Annotated in this window: 18 protein-coding genes and 3 tRNA genes; all 21 read left to right on the top strand. The window is 41.6% G+C overall.

Features of this window, described 5'->3' with window-relative positions:
• Positions 1–2: 2 nt before the first annotated feature.
• The 21 genes from HMPREF2893_RS10085 (at position 3) to purH (ending at position 19,484) form a co-directional block, all read left to right on the top strand.
• Positions 3–73, top strand: a tRNA-Gly gene (locus tag HMPREF2893_RS10085).
• Positions 74–106: 33 nt separating this feature from the next.
• A tRNA-Ile gene (locus HMPREF2893_RS10080) sits at positions 107–180 on the top strand.
• Between the two features lie 4 nt (positions 181–184).
• A tRNA-Ser gene (locus tag HMPREF2893_RS10075) sits at positions 185–272 on the top strand.
• Between the two features lie 62 nt (positions 273–334).
• Positions 335–1,153 carry a rod shape-determining protein MreC gene (mreC, locus tag HMPREF2893_RS10070; RefSeq protein ID WP_070675998.1) on the top strand — a complete coding sequence of 273 codons (819 nt, stop codon included), beginning with the start codon at positions 335–337 and terminating at the stop codon, positions 1,151–1,153.
• Between the two features lies 1 nt (position 1,154).
• Positions 1,155–1,655 (top strand): rod shape-determining protein MreD, encoded by a 501-nt coding sequence (gene mreD, locus HMPREF2893_RS10065; RefSeq protein WP_024054580.1) that lies wholly within the window; start codon positions 1,155–1,157, stop codon positions 1,653–1,655.
• Between the two features lie 93 nt (positions 1,656–1,748).
• Positions 1,749–2,993: a peptidoglycan hydrolase PcsB gene (gene pcsB, locus HMPREF2893_RS10060; protein WP_070675996.1), complete on the top strand. Its 1,245-nt coding sequence runs from the start codon at positions 1,749–1,751 to the stop codon at positions 2,991–2,993.
• A 180-nt stretch (positions 2,994–3,173) separates the two neighbouring features.
• Entirely contained in the window at positions 3,174–4,148 is a 975-nt protein-coding gene (locus tag HMPREF2893_RS10055) for a ribose-phosphate diphosphokinase (RefSeq protein ID WP_049490632.1), read from the top strand.
• A 49-nt stretch (positions 4,149–4,197) separates the two neighbouring features.
• Complete coding sequence (locus tag HMPREF2893_RS11105) at positions 4,198–4,338, top strand: hypothetical protein (RefSeq protein WP_186822256.1); 141 nt, start codon at positions 4,198–4,200, stop codon at positions 4,336–4,338.
• A gap of 172 nt (positions 4,339–4,510) precedes the next feature.
• A complete protein-coding gene (locus HMPREF2893_RS11255) occupies positions 4,511–5,197 on the top strand; it encodes an LPKTxAVK-anchored surface protein (protein ID WP_070464560.1) in 687 nt (228 codons plus the stop codon).
• Positions 5,198–5,285: 88 nt separating this feature from the next.
• Complete coding sequence (gene srtB, locus HMPREF2893_RS10045; RefSeq protein WP_070675994.1) at positions 5,286–6,134, top strand: class B sortase, LPKTxAVK-specific; 849 nt, start codon at positions 5,286–5,288, stop codon at positions 6,132–6,134.
• Between the two features lie 155 nt (positions 6,135–6,289).
• Positions 6,290–7,471, top strand: coding sequence for a pyridoxal phosphate-dependent aminotransferase (locus HMPREF2893_RS10040; RefSeq protein WP_070675992.1), 1,182 nt, complete (start codon positions 6,290–6,292; stop codon positions 7,469–7,471).
• Positions 7,455–8,234 (top strand): DNA repair protein RecO, encoded by a 780-nt coding sequence (gene recO / locus HMPREF2893_RS10035; RefSeq protein ID WP_070675990.1) that lies wholly within the window; start codon positions 7,455–7,457, stop codon positions 8,232–8,234. Before HMPREF2893_RS10040 ends, recO begins: the two co-directional genes overlap by 17 nt.
• Positions 8,231–9,226: a phosphate acyltransferase PlsX gene (gene plsX / locus HMPREF2893_RS10030; RefSeq protein ID WP_070675988.1), complete on the top strand. Its 996-nt coding sequence runs from the start codon at positions 8,231–8,233 to the stop codon at positions 9,224–9,226. Before recO ends, plsX begins: the two co-directional genes overlap by 4 nt.
• Before the next feature lie 3 nt (positions 9,227–9,229).
• A complete protein-coding gene (locus HMPREF2893_RS10025; RefSeq protein WP_021154192.1) occupies positions 9,230–9,478 on the top strand; it encodes an acyl carrier protein in 249 nt (82 codons plus the stop codon).
• Positions 9,479–9,628: 150 nt separating this feature from the next.
• Positions 9,629–10,336, top strand: a complete 708-nt coding sequence (gene purC / locus HMPREF2893_RS10020; protein ID WP_070675986.1) for a phosphoribosylaminoimidazolesuccinocarboxamide synthase — start codon at positions 9,629–9,631, stop codon at positions 10,334–10,336.
• 127 nt (positions 10,337–10,463) lie between these two features.
• The gene (locus HMPREF2893_RS10015) at positions 10,464–14,189 is read left to right on the top strand and encodes a phosphoribosylformylglycinamidine synthase (RefSeq protein WP_070675983.1); all 3,726 of its coding nucleotides are present in this window, start codon (positions 10,464–10,466) and stop codon (positions 14,187–14,189) included.
• A 12-nt stretch (positions 14,190–14,201) separates the two neighbouring features.
• Complete coding sequence (gene purF / locus HMPREF2893_RS10010) at positions 14,202–15,641, top strand: amidophosphoribosyltransferase (protein ID WP_049490649.1); 1,440 nt, start codon at positions 14,202–14,204, stop codon at positions 15,639–15,641.
• 30 nt (positions 15,642–15,671) lie between these two features.
• Positions 15,672–16,694 carry a phosphoribosylformylglycinamidine cyclo-ligase gene (gene purM, locus HMPREF2893_RS10005; RefSeq protein WP_031574112.1) on the top strand — a complete coding sequence of 341 codons (1,023 nt, stop codon included), beginning with the start codon at positions 15,672–15,674 and terminating at the stop codon, positions 16,692–16,694.
• Positions 16,695–16,878: 184 nt separating this feature from the next.
• Positions 16,879–17,427: a phosphoribosylglycinamide formyltransferase gene (gene purN / locus HMPREF2893_RS10000; protein ID WP_045760086.1), complete on the top strand. Its 549-nt coding sequence runs from the start codon at positions 16,879–16,881 to the stop codon at positions 17,425–17,427.
• Positions 17,428–17,470: 43 nt separating this feature from the next.
• The gene (locus HMPREF2893_RS09995) at positions 17,471–17,935 is read left to right on the top strand and encodes a GNAT family N-acetyltransferase (protein WP_045760087.1); all 465 of its coding nucleotides are present in this window, start codon (positions 17,471–17,473) and stop codon (positions 17,933–17,935) included.
• 1 nt (position 17,936) lies between these two features.
• The gene (purH, locus tag HMPREF2893_RS09990) at positions 17,937–19,484 is read left to right on the top strand and encodes a bifunctional phosphoribosylaminoimidazolecarboxamide formyltransferase/IMP cyclohydrolase (RefSeq protein WP_070675981.1); all 1,548 of its coding nucleotides are present in this window, start codon (positions 17,937–17,939) and stop codon (positions 19,482–19,484) included.
• Positions 19,485–19,685: the final 201 nt, after the last annotated feature.

Genomic DNA, 19,685 nt, shown 5'->3' with positions numbered 1-19,685 from the left:
AAGCGGGTGTAGTTTAGTGGTAAAACTACAGCCTTCCAAGCTGTTGTCGCGAGTTCGATTCTCGTCACCCGCTTTGAACATAGGTTCTTTACCAAGTTTTTAACTTGGGCGCGTAGCTCAGGTGGTTAGAGCGCACGCCTGATAAGCGTGAGGTCGGTGGTTCGAGTCCACTCGTGCCCATTTTGGAGAATTACTCAAGAGGCTGAAGAGGACGGTTTGCTAAATCGTTAGGTCGGGTAACCGGCGCGGGGGTTCGAATCCCCCATTCTCCGTATAATTTCCAAGTTTGAGATGTCATCTCAAACTATTTTTTATATTTTTGAAGGTTTTGTCTATGTTCTTGAATCGATTCTTTAAAATTTTTAGTTTTGTGTTTGTTTTAACTGTTTCAGGAATTTTATTTCTTTTTCCATCTGTTAGAACTTCGATTGTTTTAAAATCTTCTGATATATTTGCTATTGTTGATAAGGCAGTATCGGTACCATTTGTTGTTGTGGAATCTAAGGCAAAGGATTTAAAGAATTTATCTGAATTAAATGATGAAAACCGTTCGTTAAAATCACGTCTTTATCAAAAGGATATTGACCAGTCAAAACTTAACCGTTTGGAATCAGAAAATAGAGAATTAAAGGATTTGATGTCAATCAAGAATTCTGTATCGGGTTCTAAACAAGTCGTTAGTGAGATTATTGACCGTAATTATGGTTCGTGGGATCAGGAATTTGTTATTGATAAAGGTAGTTCAGATGGAATTTCTGATTCTATGTTTGTTCTTTCGTCTGGTGGCGTCATTGGTGTGGTAGAAAGTATAGAGAAAAATTCTAGCAAAGTGAAATTATTAGTCGAAGATACTATTTCTTCACAACACCTGACGTTTAAAATTGAGAGTCAAGGTCAATCTATTTTTGCTTTATTAAATGGTTATGACGAGAAGACAGGTGAGTTTCGGTTGTTGCAAATTGGAGATCCAGTTGAAATTAAAAAAGGATCTCTGGTTTCAACAAGTGGTTTAGGAAAATATAAGAGTAGTGACTTACCTCTTGGTACAGTGGCTTCTACTCAAAAGGCATCTGATCAGTTAGGGCAAGAAATTCGTGTGAAACCAAAGGCTAATTTAGATGTCAATCGTTATGTACTATTGATTGGAGAGTAGTGTGAAAGTCATACGTAAGTACCATTTTTTCCCTTTAATCTTATTCTTATCTTTATTTGTTGACGGACAGATCTCTTTTCTTATTTCTCGTTTCAGTCCAAACTCCTTTGAACCTACTTCATTTTTATTTCTATATGGTTTTATGTTATTGAGTCTCTATTTCTCTGAGATAGCTAGTATTTGGTGGGGAGTCTTCTTTGGTTTTTGTTTTGATGTGTATTTTTTACACACTTTAGGAATTACCTTCCTAGTATTTCCTTTACTACAGGTGATTTTTTATCGGTGTAATCAGATTATTTTGGTCAATCGATTGACTCGTTTTTTTACATTTTTATTAACGATTCTATTATTTCAGATTTTAACAAATCTTCTTTTGATTCTTTTTATCGGCATAAAATTTAACTGGATTACACTAATTATTTACCAAATTTTTCCAAGTTTAATTTTGAATGTGCTTCTAATGATCGTATTACAGCCTTTACTTGAAAAGATTTATTTATAAACTCGAAATAAAAATGTAACAATAGCGTAATATAAATCTTCAAAAAATTTGTTATACTAGTTAGTGTCTTATTAGAAAGGGAAAATTTATCTAATGAAGAAAAAATTATTTGCCACAATCTTATTGAGTACAGTTGCTTTATCACAAGGTGCTGTTGTAGCAGGTGTATCAGCTGACTCAACAGATGATAAGATTTCTGCTCAAGATAACAAAATCAATAGTATTAATCAACAACAACAAAGTGCACAAGCTCAGGTAGATCAAATCCAAGATCAAGTATCTGAAATTAAACAACAACAAGAAAATCTTCAAGCTGAAAATGACCGTTTGAATGAAGAATCTGAACGATTGTCAGCTGAGATTGATGAGTTGTCAAAAAATATTGTTGCTCGTCAAGAATCACTTGCAAATCAAGCACGTAGTGCTCAAACAACTGGAACTGCAACAAGCTATATTAATGCGATTGTTAGCTCTGGATCTTTGACAGAAGCTATCTCACGTATTTCTGCTATGAATGAAATTGCAGATGCTAACAACAAAATGTTGCAAGAGCAAAAACGTGATAAAGAAGACATTGCACAAAAACAAAAAGAAAACAACGACGCTATCAATACTGTTATTGCAAATAAACAGCAATTAGAAGATGATGCGCAAGCTTTGTCAACTAAAGAAGCTGAGTTGAAAGTGGCACAATTGAATTTGGCAGCTGAAAAATCATCTGCTGAAAACGAAAAGAACGCTTTGTTGCAACAAAAAGCTGAAGCTGAAAAAGCGGCAGCGGCAGCGGCAGCAGCTGAAGCAGCTTACCGTGCAAAACAAAAGGAACAACAAGCAGCTGTGAAAGCTTCTGCAAATACTACCCTTCAAGCACAAGTTCAGGCAGCGGCTCAAACACCTGCTGCAACACCAGCGGCAGCTGCACAAACTCAAGCAGCAGCTCAACCTGCTGTTCAAACTCAAGCAGCGGTAGCACCAGTAGCAACTACTTCTCGTCCAACTTATAGTACATCTGCATCATCTTATCCAGTTGGTGAATGTACATGGGGTGCGAAGACATTGGCTCCATGGGCAGGTGATTACTGGGGTAATGGTGGACAATGGGCAGCAAGTGCAGCAGCAGCAGGATTCCGTACAGGATCTCAACCACAAGTTGGTGCTATTGCATGTTGGAATGATGGTGGATATGGACACGTAGCAGTCGTTACAGCTGTTCAATCTACAACAAGTATCCAAGTTTCTGAATCTAACTACAACGGTATCCGTAGTATTGGAAATTACCGTGGTTGGTTCAACCCAACAACAGCTCAAGGTACTGTAACTTATATCTATCCAAACTAAGAATTACCATGAAGCAGGACAGTTGTTCTGCTTCTTTTTTTGAAATAGTGTCGGTAGAGCCGGATTTTGTATTTTCCATAAATTAATATTTGAATATTTGCTTAAAAAGCGATAAAATGTTTACAGGAGAAATTTGTGCTGACTGTACAATATGGTTTTTAGATTTTACTGGAGGAAATCATGTCATTTTCTGATTTAATGCTCTTTGCTTTGTCGTCAAATCAAGAATTGGCTCAACGTGTGTCTCGCGAAATGGGACTACCGCTTGGAAAGTCAACGGTTCGTCAATTTTCTGATGGAGAAATTCAGGTTAATATTGAAGAATCAATCCGTGGGAAAGATGTTTATATTTTGCAATCCACTAGCTCACCGGTTAATGATAATCTTATGGAAATTTTGATTATGGTAGATGCGTTGAAACGGGCTAGTGCGCAATCCATTAATGTGGTGATGCCATATTACGGCTATGCTCGTCAAGACCGGAAAGCTCGAGCCCGTGAACCAATCACTTCTAAGTTGGTAGCCAATATGCTTGAGGTTGCTGGAGTTGATCGCCTCTTGACAATTGATTTGCATGCCGCTCAGATTCAAGGTTTCTTTGATATTCCTGTTGACCACTTGATGGGTGCGCCTTTGATCGCCGACTTTTTTGAACGTCGCGGGATGATTGGAAAAGACTATGTTGTTGTCAGTCCAGACCATGGTGGTGTGACTCGTGCTCGGAAATTAGCTGAATTTTTGAAGACACCAATTGCGATTATTGATAAACGTCGAAGTGTCGATAAGATGAATACGAGTGAAGTGATGAATATCATTGGGAGTGTTGAAGGCAAGACTTGTATTTTGATTGATGATATGATTGATACAGCTGGGACAATCTGTCATGCGGCGGATGCCCTTGCTGAAGCAGGAGCTGTAGAGGTTTATGCAAGCTGTACGCACCCAGTTTTATCAGGCCCAGCGATGGACAACATTCAAAAATCAGCTATTAAGAAGCTGGTTGTATTGGATACGATTTATCTACCAGAAGATCGATTGATTGATAAGATTGAGCAAATTTCGATTGCGAAACTCCTTGCTGAGGCCATTGTTCGCATCCATGAAAATCGTCCTCTTTCCCCTCTATTTGAAATCGGAAATGCCAAAAAATGTTAACAATAAGGAGGCTGGGTAACTGGTCTCTTTTATTTAGGAGGATATACAAATGGAAATCAGAAAATGGTTGGAAAATCTAAAAAAAGAAAAGAAACGGAAAAAACTGGTTCGAGCAGCTCAAGAATTAGAAGCAAAGGCTGATCCTAGTTTGCCCAAGAAACGACTGCCTAAAAATGGAGTTGTGAAATAGGATTCGTTTAGAAGTGTTACGAATTCGTAATTTTATCTTTCAAATAGGTCAAAACCTTAAATTTTTTTTAAAAAATTAAAGAAAAGTCTTGACATAGGAAGAATATCCTAGTATACTAGTCATAGTTACGAAGTAACGAATAATTTTTGAAAAGAAAAAAGGAGATAAAACAATGAAAAAAGTTTTATTATCATCAGTAGCAGCTCTTGCAGTATTTGCAACAGCAGCACCAGCTTTTGCATCAGATCCACGTACTTGGACAGGTTACCCAACTGATAATACAGTTAAACCTGCAGCAGAAACAGATAAAGGCGACAACAACCGTTTTGGTAACACTCCTGATGCTGTTATCGCTGGTAAAACTGAAGCACCAATCACAATTAAAACAGCTGATACAAACAAACACGTTCGTGTAACTGTTCTTGATGGTGGTGGACGCCCAGTTCCAGGTGCAACTATCGACTTCATGTTGAATGGTTTTGCAATCGGTTCTGCTGTAACTGACCAAAGTGGTGATGCTGAAGCTCCACGTTTGTTCAACCAAGGTGATGTTGTAGAATACCGTGTAGGTACTACTGCTAACGACTTTAAAGAACTTGTAACAGCTACTGGTTCAGTAACAGTTACTGCTGATATGTACACTAACGGTTCAGTAACACTTCCATACAAATTGGATGACCGTGCTGCAACAATCAACACAAACTCTAAAGAAGTAAAAGCTTCTGACAACAACCAATCTAAAACAGAAGCTAAAGCAGAAGCTCAAAAATCAGAAGATGCAGCTAAAGCTTCTAAAAATGGTAAAGCAGCTTCAGCTCAAGCTGGTAAAGCTCTTCCAAAAACAAGCGCAGTTAAATAATTTGATTATTAATTAGCTCGTAAAATATCACTGGACCCTCGGGTTCAGTGTTATTTTTTAGAAAAAATCATCAAGAGGAGATCGATCAATGAAAAGAGCTGGGGAAAAAAGTTCAACTAAATTTGGCCTTGTGATTGCTGCTCTTGTTGCAGTTGTTGTGCTTGTTGCTGGATTTATTTTCTTTAATCCTTTTGGAGGAAGCAAGTCATCTAGCACAGCTAAAAAGACAACTGGAACAAGTTCAACCAAGCAAGAAACTAAATATGAACCAAGTCAAGAAGAAAAAGATTATCTGAAAAATCGTTTTGCTCAGTTAACAGCTGTTAACCCTGAGACAATTGCTTATGTCTACGCACCGGGTACTGAGTTAGATGAACCTGTTGTCCAAACCACTGATAATGAAACTTATTTGAATAAGACGTTTGATGGTGGGAATGAGCCATACATGGGGACAGTCTTCATGGATATGGATAACAAGAAAGACTTTAGTGATCGTTTGACTTGGCTGTTTGGTCATGCTCGTGGTAGTAAGGTCGGCGATCACCGCATGTTTAACGACGTCAACTACTATGACAAACAAGAGTATTTGGACCAACATCCGTATGTTGTGATTGAGACACCAGAGCGGAAATATTACTATGAAGTGATGGGCTTGGTTATTGTCCCAGAAGACACTGCTTTCTACCGTACAAGCTTTAAAGATGATAAAGATTTCACCACTCAGTTGAAGAATATCTATGAGTCAGCTCGTACGAAGAACCCTAATATCAAGATCAAAGCATCTGATAAGTATTTAGTATTGTCAACTTGCCGTGAAGAGGATGAAACCATTCGTTCTAACCTCTACCTTCGTCAAATTCCTGATTCAGAAATGAAGGATTTTGTGGCAAAACATGCAGATCAATTGAAATATGTGGCAACACGTGGCCAACAATAATGACTTGAAAGACTTAGCATTGCTAAGTCTTTTTTGTATGGAAGGATTTTTGAAATGTCCTTCGGTAGTAAGCAAAAGATGGGGATCTGGCTTGTTCCTTTGCGATGGGGTCCTATTTATAGTATAATGAATATAAGTGTTTTTGGAGGTGTTCTATGGATTTAACGAAACGATTTAATAAAAATCTGAATCGGATTGAAGTATCTTTGATTCGTCAGTTCGATCAATCAATTTCTTCCATTCCTGGTGTCTTGCGTTTGACTTTGGGGGAACCGGATTTTACAACTCCTGAACATGTAAAAGAAGCAGGAAAGGCTGCCATTGATGCGAATTTTAGCCATTACACTGGGATGAGTGGTTTATTGGCTTTGCGTGAGGCTGCGAGTCAGTTTGTGGCTGATAAGTATGGTATTCACTACCGTCCTGAGGATGAGATATTGGTGACGATTGGTGCGACTGAAGCCCTATCTGCCACCTTGACAGCGATCTTGGAACCTGGGGATGTAGTGATACTCCCAGCGCCAGCTTATCCTGGTTATGAACCCATTGTGAATTTGGTTGGGGCAGAAATTGTCGAAATTGATACGACAGCAGATCGTTTTGTCTTGACGCCTGAAAAGTTGGAAAAGGCGATTCTAGAGCAGGGTGAAAAATTGAAGGCTGTTATTCTCAATTATCCAGCTAATCCAACGGGTGTCACTTATTCGCGCGACCAGATGGCAGAATTGGCTGCTGTCCTAAAAAAATATGAAGTTTTTGTGATTTGTGATGAAGTTTATTCAGAGCTAACTTATACTGGAGAAGCGCATGTCTCTATGGCATCCTTCATTCCTGAGCAGACCATTGTCATTAATGGTTTGTCTAAGTCTCATGCCATGACAGGCTGGCGACTTGGCTTTATCTTTGCTCCGGCTGTATTGACGGCTCAACTCATCAAGAGTCATCAGTATTTGGTAACGGCTGCTGGAACGATGAACCAGTATGCTGCGATTGAGGCCTTGACTGCTGGTCGGGATGATGCAGAGCCGATGAAGCAGGAATATGTGAAACGTCGGGATTATATTATTGAAAAGATGTCCGCGCTTGGGTTTGAGATGATTAAGCCAGATGGAGCCTTTTATATTTTTGCTAAAATCCCAGCTGGTTACAATCAGGATTCCTTTGCTTTCTTACAAGATTTTGCGCGTGAAAAAGCGGTTGCTTTCATTCCTGGGGCTGCTTTTGGTCAATATGGCGAAGGCTATGTGCGCTTGTCGTATGCAGCCAGTATGGAAGTTATCAAGGAAGCTATGAAACGCTTGAAGGAGTATATGGAAGAACATGCTGGAGTCAATTGAGACCCGGGGCATTGTGCTGTATAATCGGGAATTTCGTGAGGATGACAAATTGGTCAAAATCTTCACGGAGAAGTCAGGTAAGCGGATGTTTTTTGTGAAACATGCGGGAAAATCACGATTGAATCCCATGTTGCAACCATTGGTAACGGCAGATATGTTGTTGAAAATCAATGATGATGGGTTGAGTTATATTGATGATTTTCAAGATGTACAGGTTTATAAGAAAATCAATGCAGATCTTTTTGCCCTTTCTTATGCGACCTATGTTCTGGCGCTTGCAGATGCAAGTATTCAGGATAATCAGGTGGATCCGGCCCTGTTTGCTTTTTTGGAAAAGACCTTGTCTTTGATGGAAGAGGGATTGGATTATGAGGTTTTGACCAATATTTTTGAGATTCAGATTCTATCACGATTAGGAGTTATCTTGAATCTGCATGAATGCTGTTTCTGTCATCGGGTTGGTCTTCCTTTTGACTACTCCTTCCGGTATAGTGGTGTCCTTTGTCCGGATCACTATGATCAGGATGAGAGACGCGCTCACTGGCATCCAAATGTTCTCTATTTATTGGATCAATTCCAAGCAGTACGATTCAGTGAGTTAGAGTCGATTTCTCTACAAGCGGAGATGAAAGCAGCTCTGCGTCAGGCAATTGATCAGTTGTATGAGGAGTATGTAGGGATCCATTTAAAAGCTAAAAAGTTTATCGATTCCTTGAGTGATTGGGGAGCGATTATGAAAGATTCATCTGGAGGTGAAACATGAAAAAAATTGCAGTAGATGCAATGGGGGGCGATAATGCACCTCAAGCCTTGGTAGAAGGTGTGAATCAAGCCATTCGTGATTTTGATGATATTGAGATTGTCTTGTATGGCGATGAGGCAAAAATAAAAGACTATTTAACCGCAACAGAACGTGTATCGATTGTGCATACGGAAGAAAAAATCGATTCAGATGATGAGCCAACGCGGGCCATTCGTCGGAAAAAACAGGCTTCGATGGTCTTAGCTGCCAAGGATGTGAAGGATGGTAAGGTCAATGCCATGCTATCTGCAGGAAATACAGGTGCGCTATTGGCGGCTGGTTTCTTTATCGTTGGCCGCATCAAAGGGGTGGAACGCCCAGGTTTGATGTCGACACTTCCGACGGTTGATGGTCGTGGCTATGATATGCTAGACTTAGGGGCCAATGCGGAAAATACACCAGAGCACTTGCATCAGTATGCTGTGATGGGGTCTTACTATGCTGAGAATGTTCGTGGGATTCAAAAACCACGCGTGGGTCTATTGAACAATGGGACAGAAGCTAGTAAGGGAGATCCTTTGCGCAAGGAAACCTACCAATTGTTATCTGAGGATGAGTCGATTCATTTTGTTGGAAACGTGGAAGCGCGTGACTTGATGGATGGCGTTGCTGATGTCGTTGTGGCGGATGGTTTCACGGGAAACGCTGTCTTGAAAACGATGGAAGGAACGGCTTTTGGGATCTTGAAGCAATTGAAACAAGCAATTGCCACAGGAAACTGGAAGGCGAAATTAGGAGCTTTTCTGCTCAAGGACCGTTTGAAATCATTGAAGCAAACCTTGGATTTCTCAGATGTTGGAGGAGCGGTCTTGTTTGGTCTTCAAGCACCTGTTGTTAAAACGCATGGTTCGAGTGATGCCAAAGCTGTCTATAGCACGATTCGTCAGATTCGGACCATGTTAGAGACAGATGTTGTTGGAAAATCAGTGAAGGAATTATCGAAGGAAGGGTAATGTATGAGTAAACAAAACGAAATTTTAGTTACAATTGAGGAATTTCTCAAAGATCGCAAGGGTCCAGACTTTCAAGTATCTTTGGAATCTGACTTACGTAAGGATTTACAGGCGGATTCTGTTGAATTGATGGAATTTATTATCAATCTTGAGGATGAATACCAAATTGAGATTCCGGACAAGGCTATTGATGAATTTAACACAGTAGGGGATGTTGTCGACTATATCGAAAAACGAACTGCTGGTCACTAATGAAAAAGGGATCGTTCAGAGATTATTCTGGATGGTCTTTTTTTCTGTTCTTTTTATTCGGATTCTGCTTATATTGTACGGAATTTTATTGAAAATACACTTTGTATGTGATAGAATGAAGGTGATAAAATACGAAAGGCGAACAAAGTCATGACCAATCAACTTATTTATACTGGAAAAGCTAAGGATATCTATACTACTGAGGACGAACATGTGATTAAGTCGGTCTATAAGGACCAGGCAACCATGCTAAATGGGGCTCGTAAAGAGACTATTAAAGGAAAAGGTGTGCTAAATAATCAGATTTCGTCTCTTATTTTTGAAAAATTGAATGCTGCGGGTGTAGCTACTCACTTTATCGAACGTATTTCTGACACAGAACAACTCAACAAGAAAGTAAAAATTATTCCTTTGGAAGTTGTTCTTCGTAACGTGACTGCGGGTTCCTTTTCTAAACGTTTTGGCGTGGAAGAAGGTTTGGAATTGAAAACTCCAATCGTTGAATTTTACTACAAGAACGATGAGTTGGATGACCCATTCATCAATGATGAGCATGTGAAGTTTTTGGATATTGCCAATGATGAACAAATTGCTTATATTAAGGAAGAAACGCGTCGTATCAATGAATTGCTGAAGGATTGGTTTGCACAAATTGGTCTTCGCTTGATTGACTTCAAATTGGAATTTGGTTTTGATAAGGATGGCAAGATCATCTTGGCGGATGAATTCTCTCCAGATAACTGCCGCCTTTGGGATGCTGAAGGGCACCATATGGACAAGGATGTTTTCCGTAGAGATTTGGGCAGTTTAACGGATGTATATCAGGTTGTGTTGGAGAAATTACAGGGCTTGAAGTAATCTTGGTAGCTTGATAGATGTTTATGAAGTTGTATTGGAAAAATTGCAAGGATTGAAGTAGCCTTTTACAAATAGAATACTTGGTCTTCACTACAATCTTTAAGTAGAAATAGATAAAGGAAATAAAATGGATAAACGTATTTTCGTTGAGAAAAAAGCTGATTTTCGTGTGAAATCGGACTCTTTAGTAAAAGAATTACAGCATAATCTTCAGTTGAAAACCTTGAAGGATCTTCGGATTGTTCAGGTTTACGATGTTTTTGGTTTGGCAGAGGACTTGTTTGCGCGTGCGGAAAAACACATCTTCTCTGAGCAAGTGACCGATACTGTTTTGGATGAAGCTGCGGTTCAGGCTGATCTTGAGAAGCATGCTTTCTTTGCGATCGAAAGTTTGCCTGGTCAATTTGACCAACGTGCGGCATCTTCACAAGAAGCTTTGCTTTTGCTTGGTAGTTCAAATGATGTAACGGTGAACACAGCGCAACTGTACTTAGTTAACAAGGATATTGATGCGAATGAGTTGGAAGCTGTCAAAAACTACCTCTTGAACCCAGTGGATTCTCGTTTCAAAGACATCACTGTTGGCATTGCGAAACAGGATTTCTCTGAGTCTGACAAGACCATTCCAAGTTTGAATTTCTTTGAAACTTATACGGCAGAAGATTTTGCACAGTATAAGGCTGAGCAAGGATTGGCCATGGAAGTGGATGACCTTCTTTTCATTCAAGATTACTTCAAGTCTATTGGACGTGTGCCAACTGAGACTGAGTTGAAGGTGTTGGATACTTACTGGTCTGACCACTGCCGTCACACGACTTTCGAGACTGAGTTGAAAAACATCGACTTCTCAGCTTCTAAATTCCAAAAACAATTGCAAGCGACTTATGACAAGTATATTGCCATGCGTGATGAGTTGGGACGTACCGAAAAACCTCAAACCTTGATGGATATGGCGACTATTTTTGGTCGTTATGAGCGTGCCAATGGTCGTTTGGATGACATGGAAGTGTCTGATGAAATCAATGCCTGCTCTGTTGAAATTGAAGTGGATGTCAATGGTGTGAAAGAACCATGGCTTCTCATGTTCAAAAACGAAACTCACAACCACCCAACGGAAATTGAACCATTTGGTGGAGCGGCTACTTGTATCGGTGGTGCCATTCGTGACCCATTGTCAGGTCGTTCCTACGTTTATCAAGCCATGCGTATCTCAGGTGCTGGTGATATCACAGCTCCAATTTCAGAAACCCGCGCTGGTAAATTGCCGCAACAAGTGATTTCTAAAACAGCAGCTCACGGTTATTCTTCATACGGTAACCAAATTGGTCTTGCCACAACCTATGTTCGAGAATACTTCCACCCAGGTTTCGTTGCAAAACGTATGGAGCTAGGTGCAGTTGTCGGTGCGGCTCCTAAGGAAAATGTGGTCCGTGAAAAACCTGAAGCAGGTGATGTGATTATCTTGCTCGGTGGTAAAACTGGACGTGACGGTGTCGGTGGTGCGACAGGTTCTTCTAAAGTTCAAACGGTTGAATCTGTTGAAACAGCTGGTGCTGAGGTTCAAAAAGGGAACGCCATCGAAGAACGTAAGATTCAACGTCTTTTCCGTAATGGGGAAGTGACGCGTCTGATCAAAAAATCAAATGACTTTGGTGCTGGTGGTGTCTGTGTGGCTATCGGTGAATTGGCAGATGGTCTTGAAATTGATTTAGACAAAGTGCCATTGAAATACCAAGGTTTGAACGGTACAGAAATTGCCATTTCTGAGTCTCAAGAACGGATGGCTGTGGTGGTTCGTCCAGAAGATGTAGACGCCTTCGTTGCTGAATGTAACAAAGAAAATATTGATGCTGTTGTCGTTGCAACAGTAACGGAGAAACCAAATCTTGTCATGCACTGGAATGGTGAAACAATCGTTGATTTGGAACGTCGTTTCCTTGATACAAACGGTGTACGTGTGGTTGTAGATGCTAAGGTGGTTGACAAGGATGTCAAGCTTCCAGAAGAACGTCAAACATCTGCTGAAACCCTTGAAGCGGATACTCTTGAGGTCTTGGCTGACTTGAACCATGCCAGTCAAAAAGGTTTACAAACCATCTTTGATAGCTCGGTTGGTCGTTCAACAGTCAATCACCCACTTGGTGGTCGCTACCAAATCACACCAACGGAAGCTTCTGTACAGAAATTGCCAGTCCAACATGGCGTGACAACAACTGCATCTGTTATGGCGCAAGGATTCAACCCTTATGTAGCAGAATGGTCTCCATATCATGGCGCTGCTTATGCGGTCATCGAAGCCACAGCTCGTTTGGTTGCTGCTGGTGCAAACTGGTCTAAGGCTCGTTTCTCTTATCAGGAATACTTCGAGCGTATGGATAAACGAGCAGAGCGTTTTGGTCAACCAGTCTCAGCTCTCCTTGGATCAATCGAAGCTCAGATTCAACTTGGTTTGCCATCTATCGGTGGTAAAGACTCTATGTCTGGTACCTTTGAAGAATTGACAGTACCACCAACCTTGGTTGCTTTTGGGGTAACAACTGCGGATAGCCGTAAGGTTCTTTCTCCAGAATTCAAAGCTGCTGGTGAAAATATTTACTACATTCCTGGTCAAACTTTGGCACAAGAAATTGACTTCGAACTTATCAAGTCTAACTTTGCTCAATTTGAAGCCATCCAAGCTGACCACAAAGTGACAGCTGCATCAGCTGTTAAATATGGTGGTGTGGTTGAAGCTCTTGCCCTTGCAACATTTGGGAACCATATCGGAGCTAATGTTGAATTAGATAATCTTGACACTAGCTTGACAGCCCAATTGGGTGGATTCGTTTTCACTTCGCCTGAAGAAATTGCAGGTGTTGCTACGATCGGAAAAACAGCAGCTGACTTTACACTTACTGTCAATGGTGTAACGCTTGATGGACATAAACTTGACAGCGCTTTCCAAGGTAAATTGGAAGAAGTTTACCCAACGGAATTTGCACAGGCAACTGAGTTGGAAGAAGTACCAGCTGTGGCATCAGATGCTGTGATCAAAGCTAAAGAAACAGTTGATACACCAGTGGTTTACATCCCAGTATTCCCAGGTACTAACTCTGAGTACGATTCAGCTAAGGCCTTTGAAAAAGAAGGTGCAAAAGTCAACTTGGTACCATTTGTCACACTGAATGAAGAAGCTATTGTCAAGTCTGTTGACACTATGGTTGACAATATCGAAAAAGCTAACATTATCTTCTTTGCAGGTGGCTTCTCAGCAGCGGATGAACCAGATGGATCAGCTAAATTTATCGTGAACATCTTGCTCAATGAAAAAGTACGTGCAGCCATTGATAGCTTCATCGAACGAGGTGGTTTGATCATCGGTATCTGTAACGGATTCCAAGCCCTTGTTAAATCAGGTCTTCTTCCATACGGTAACTTTGAAGATGCAAGCAGCACGAGTCCAACCCTCTTCTACAATGATGCCAACCAACACGTGGCTAAAATGGTGGAAACACGGATTGCCAACACGAATTCACCATGGCTTGCCGGAGTAGAAGTTGGTGACATCCATGCCATTCCAGTATCACACGGTGAAGGGAAATTTGTCGTGACAGCTGAGGAATTCGCAGAGCTTCGTGACAATGGTCAAATCTTTACCCAATATGTTGACTTCGAAGGGAAACCAAGCATGGATTCAAAATATAATCCTAACGGATCTGTCAATGCGATTGAAGGTATCACAAGTAAGAACGGTCAAATTATTGGGAAGATGGGTCACTCAGAACGTTTCGAAAACGGTCTCTTCCAAAATATTCCAGGAAATAAAGATCAACATCTCTTTGCATCAGCGGTTAAATACTTTACTGGAAAATAAAAGGTATACAAAATGACATACGAAGTTAAATCTCTTAATGAAGAATGTGGTATTTTTGGGATCTGGGGACACCCAGATGCTGCAAAACTGACTTATTTCGGATTACACAGTCTTCAACACCGTGGTCAAGAAGGGGCGGGGATCCTTTCGAATGATGCGGGTCAACTAAAACGGTATCGTGATACGGGTCTTCTCTCAGAAGTATTTCGAAATCCTGCTAACTTGGATAAGTTAACAGGAACGGGAGCGATTGGCCATGTTCGCTATGCGACAGCTGGGGAAGCTTCGGTGGATAACATCCAGCCCTTCCTCTTTCGCTTTCATGATACCCAGTTTGGACTAGCCCACAACGGGAATTTGACCAATGCTAAGTCCCTCAAACGGGAGTTGGAAAATAACGGGGCGATCTTTAGCTCAACTTCTGACTCAGAAATTTTGGCTCACTTGATTCGTCGGAGCCACAACCCCTCTTTCATGGGTAAGGTGAAAGAAGCCTTGAACACGGTGAAAGGTGGATTTGCTTATCTTCTCATGCTGGAAGATAAGCTGATTGCGGCCTTGGATCCAAATGGTTTCCGTCCTCTTTCGATTGGGAAAATGGCCAACGGAGCTATTGTGGTTTCATCTGAAACCTGTGCCTTTGAAGTGGTTGGAGCAGAGTGGATTCGGGATGTAAATCCGGGTGAAGTCGTAATTATCGATGATAATGGCATCACTTATGATACGTATACAACAGATACTCAATTGGCTGTTTGCTCAATGGAGTATATCTACTTTGCCCGCCCAGACTCCAATATCCAAGGGGTCAATGTCCATACAGCTCGTAAACGTATGGGGGCTCAATTGGCACGTGAATTCAAACATGAAGCAGATATTGTGGTCGGTGTACCGAACTCTTCACTTAGCGCAGCCATGGGATTTGCGGAAGAATCTGGCCTACCAAATGAAATGGGCTTGATTAAAAACCAATATACCCAACGGACCTTTATTCAACCAACACAAGAACTACGGGAGCAAGGGGTTCGGATGAAGCTCTCTGCCGTATCCGGTGTCGTGAAAGGCAAACGGGTTGTCATGATTGATGATTCTATCGTACGTGGGACAACATCACGTCGAATTGTGAAGCTATTGAAAGAAGCAGGAGCTACAGAGGTCCACGTAGCAATCGGTAGCCCAGCCCTTGCCTACCCATGTTTCTACGGGATCGATATTCAAACACGTAAGGAATTGATTGCTGCCAATCATACAGTAGAGGAAACACGCGATATCATTGGTGCAGATAGCTTGACGTATTTGTCAATCGATGGCTTGATTGATTCTATTGGAATTGATACAGATGCTCCAAATGGCGGTCTTTGTGTGGCTTACTTTGATGGAAAATATCCAACGCCTTTGTATGACTACGAAGAACGCTATGTGGAAAGTTTGAAAGAACATACTTCTTTCTATTAAGAGCAGTGCAAAAGAAAAGGAATGAAACAAATGACAAATAAAAATGCGTATGCGCAGTCTGGTGTGGATGTTGAAGCAGGTTATGAAGTTGTTGAACGGATCAAAAAACACGTGGCTCGTACGGAACGCGCAGGTGTTATGGGAGCTCTCGGTGGCTTCGGTGGCATGTTTGACCTTTCAAAAACAGGTGTCAAAGAGCCCGTTTTGATCTCAGGTACAGATGGTGTCGGTACTAAACTCATGCTTGCTATTAAGTACGACAAACACGATACGATCGGTCAAGACTGTGTGGCTATGTGTGTTAACGATATCATCGCTGCAGGTGCGGAGCCCCTTTACTTCCTTGACTATATCGCAACTGGTAAAAATGAACCTGCTAAATTAGAGCAAGTCGTTGCTGGTGTTGCAGAAGGTTGTGTGCAGGCTGGTGCAGCCCTTATCGGTGGAGAAACGGCTGAAATGCCTGGTATGTATGGTGAAGATGACTATGATTTGGCTGGGTTTGCTGTCGGTGTTGCAGAAAAATCTCAAATCATTGACGGTTCAAAAGTAGCTGAAGGGGATGTGATTCTTGGACTTGCTTCAAGCGGTATCCACTCAAATGGTTACTCACTTGTTCGTCGTGTCTTTGCGGATTACACAGGTGAAGAAGTTCTCCCAGAATTGGAAGGGAAGAAACTTAAAGACGTTCTTTTGGAGCCAACTCGTATCTACGTCAAAGCAGCATTGCCACTCATCAAAGAAGAATTGGTCAACGGAATTGCCCACATCACAGGTGGTGGTTTCATCGAAAATGTACCACGTATGTTCTCAGATGACTTGGCTGCTGAAATTGACGAAAGCAAAGTCCCAGTTCTTCCAATTTTCAAAGCTCTTGAAAAATATGGCCAAATTAAACATGAAGAAATGTTTGAAATCTTCAACATGGGGATTGGTCTCATGCTTGCAGTGAAACCAGAAAATGTGGAACGTGTCAAAGAACTTCTTGACGAACCTGTTTATGAAATCGGTCGGATTGTGAAGAAAGATGGCGCAAGTGTGGTGATTAAATAATGGTGCTATCACCATTTTATACGGAGAAATTGTAGAAAGGAATGTTTAGTTAGCAAGCCTAACTGAACACGGGACTCATTTTCTAGGAAAAAAGAGAAATCATTCTGTGGGTAAGCACCCAGCAATGATTTCCTATTTTTCTACGAAACTGTTCGGCTAGCCGAAACGTCCCTTTGTATCGAATATGAAAATCGCTGTTTTTGCCTCTGGCAATGGCTCAAACTTTCAGGTGATTGCAGAACACTTTCCAGTAGAATTTGTTTTTTCAGATCATCGTGATGCCTATGTCTTAGAACGGGCCAAAAATCTTGGTGTGGTGAGTCATGCCTATGAACTCAAGGAATTTGACAATAAAGCAGCTTATGAAGAAGCTATCGTCAAACTCTTGGATGAACACCAGATTGACTTGGTTTGTTTGGCGGGTTATATGAAAATCGTTGGCCCAACCTTGCTAGCAGCTTATGAAGGCCGTATCATCAATATTCACCCGGCTTATCTCCCTGAATTTCCAGGTGCTCATGGCATTGAGGATGCTTGGAATGCAGGTGTTGCTGAGAGCGGTGTGACTATTCACTGGGTGGATTCTGGTGTGGATACTGGTAAGGTTATCAAACAAGTCCGCGTGCCGCGCCTTGAAGGGGATACCCTTGATACTTTCGAAACTCGCATCCATGAAACAGAGTACAAACTCTATCCAGAAGTCTTGGAACGTTTGGGAGTGGAGAGAAGGTAAGAAGGAAATCAAGTTTTGATTGTGTAATCTTGGTAGGAGAAAAATGATTAATCTGAAGTTAGTAGATGAGAGCAGTTTTCAGGCAGTGCTGGATTTGAAAATATCTGAAGCTGATGAACGAGCACGTTTTGTAGCTCCCAATGTGCGTTCTTTAGCTGACGCATGGCTCTACCGAGAGAATGGGGATGTGTTTCCAATGGCAATCTATTGGAATGAGCTAGTAGTTGGTTTTCTACTGTTGGAAATAGATAAGGATGAGGCAGAATACTTTATCTGGCGGATAATGATTGGCCAGCAGTACCAAGGAAAAGGTTATGGACGAAAAGCCTTGGAAGCTCTGATCAAAGAGGCTCAGATGGATAGAGCTTGCAATCATATTATCGCAGATTATGTAGTTGGAAATGAAAAAATGAAGTACCTGCTGACTAGTTTGGGTTTTCAGGAAACAAGATTTATAGAAGAAAATAACGAAGTCGCTATGCGGTTGGATCTAAAGAAAGAGGAATAGAATGACTAAACGCGCACTAATTAGTGTTTCAGACAAAGCGGGTATTGTTGAATTTGCCCAAGAACTCAAAAAACTCGGTTGGGACATCATCTCAACAGGTGGGACTAAAATTGCCCTTGACAATGCTGGGGTAGATACCATTGCCATCGACGATGTGACTGGTTTCCCAGAAATGATGGACGGTCGTGTGAAGACTCTTCATCCAAATATCCACGGTGGTCTGCTCGCTCGTCGTGACCTCGATAGTCACCTAGAGGCTGCTAAGGACAATAATATCGAGTTGATCGACCTTGTTGTGGTCAACCTTTACCCATTCAAGGAAACGATTCTCAAACCAGACGTAACTTACGCTGACGCGGTTGAAAACATCGATATCGGTGGACCATCCATGCTTCGTTCAGCAGCGAAAAACCACGCTAGCGTAACGGTTGTGGTAGACCCTGCTGACTATGCTGTGGTGCTTGACGAATTGGCAGCAAACGGCGAAACAAGTTACGAAACTCGCCAACGTTTGGCAGCGAAAGTCTTCCGTCATACAGCAGCCTATGATGCTTTGATCGCAGAATATTTCACTGCTCAAGTGGGTGAAGAAAAACCTGAAAAACTCACTTTGACTTATGATCTTAAGCAACCAATGCGTTACGGGGAAAATCCTCAACAAGATGCAGACTTCTATCAAAAAGCTTTGCCAACGGATTACTCTATTGCTTCCGCTAAACAGTTGAATGGGAAAGAATTGTCCTTCAACAATATCCGTGATGCGGATGCCGCTATCCGGATCATCCGTGATTTCAAAGACCGTCCAACCGTTGTGGCCTTGAAACACATGAACCCATGTGGGATTGGTCAAGCTGACGACATCGAAACTGCTTGGGACTACGCTTATGAGTCTGACCCAGTATCCATCTTCGGTGGTATCGTCGTTCTCAACCGCGAGGTAGATGCTGCGACAGCTAAGAAGATGCATGGTGTTTTCCTTGAAATCATCATTGCACCAAGCTACACAGACGAAGCGCTTGAAATCTTGACTACCAAGAAGAAAAACTTGCGGATTCTTGAGCTACCATTTGACGCTCAAGATGCTAGTGAAGTGGAAGCAGAATACACTGGTGTTGTTGGTGGTCTCCTCGTTCAAAACCAAGACGTTGTGAAAGAAAGTCCAGCTGACTGGCAAGTGGTTACCAAACGCCAACCAACTGAGACAGAAGCGACAGCTCTTGAGTTTGCTTGGAAAGCTATCAAGTATGTGAAATCAAATGGTATTATCGTGACCAACGACCACATGACACTTGGTGTTGGCCCAGGTCAAACCAACCGTGTGGCTTCAGTCCGCATCGCTATTGACCAAGCCAAAGACCATCTTGATGGTGCTGTTCTTGCTTCAGATGCCTTCTTCCCATTTGCAGATAATGTGGAAGAAATCGCTAAAGCAGGGATTAAAGCGATCATCCAGCCAGGTGGATCAGTTCGTGACCAAGAGTCAATCGAAGCGGCTGATAAATACGGCTTGACCATGATCTTTACAGGAGTCAGACATTTTAGACATTAATCAAAAAGGCTGGGCGAAAATGTCCAGCCTTTGATGTTTGATAGGAATAACTGCAAGACGCAGTGGTTGATTGCTCAAAGCACTGCTTTGAGGTGGCGGATAGGACTTGCGAAGCAAGTTTCCTAAATCTTTTTTCGCTTTTTAAGCTCCAAAGATAACCTAATGAAGGAAACAAAGTTTCCTTTATCCACAACCTTCAAC

Source organism: Streptococcus sp. HMSC072C09 (assembly GCF_001813105.1).
Taxonomy (GTDB): domain Bacteria; phylum Bacillota; class Bacilli; order Lactobacillales; family Streptococcaceae; genus Streptococcus.
Note: the sequence above shows the minus strand (reverse complement) of the source record. Positions and strands in the feature narration are given on the sequence as shown.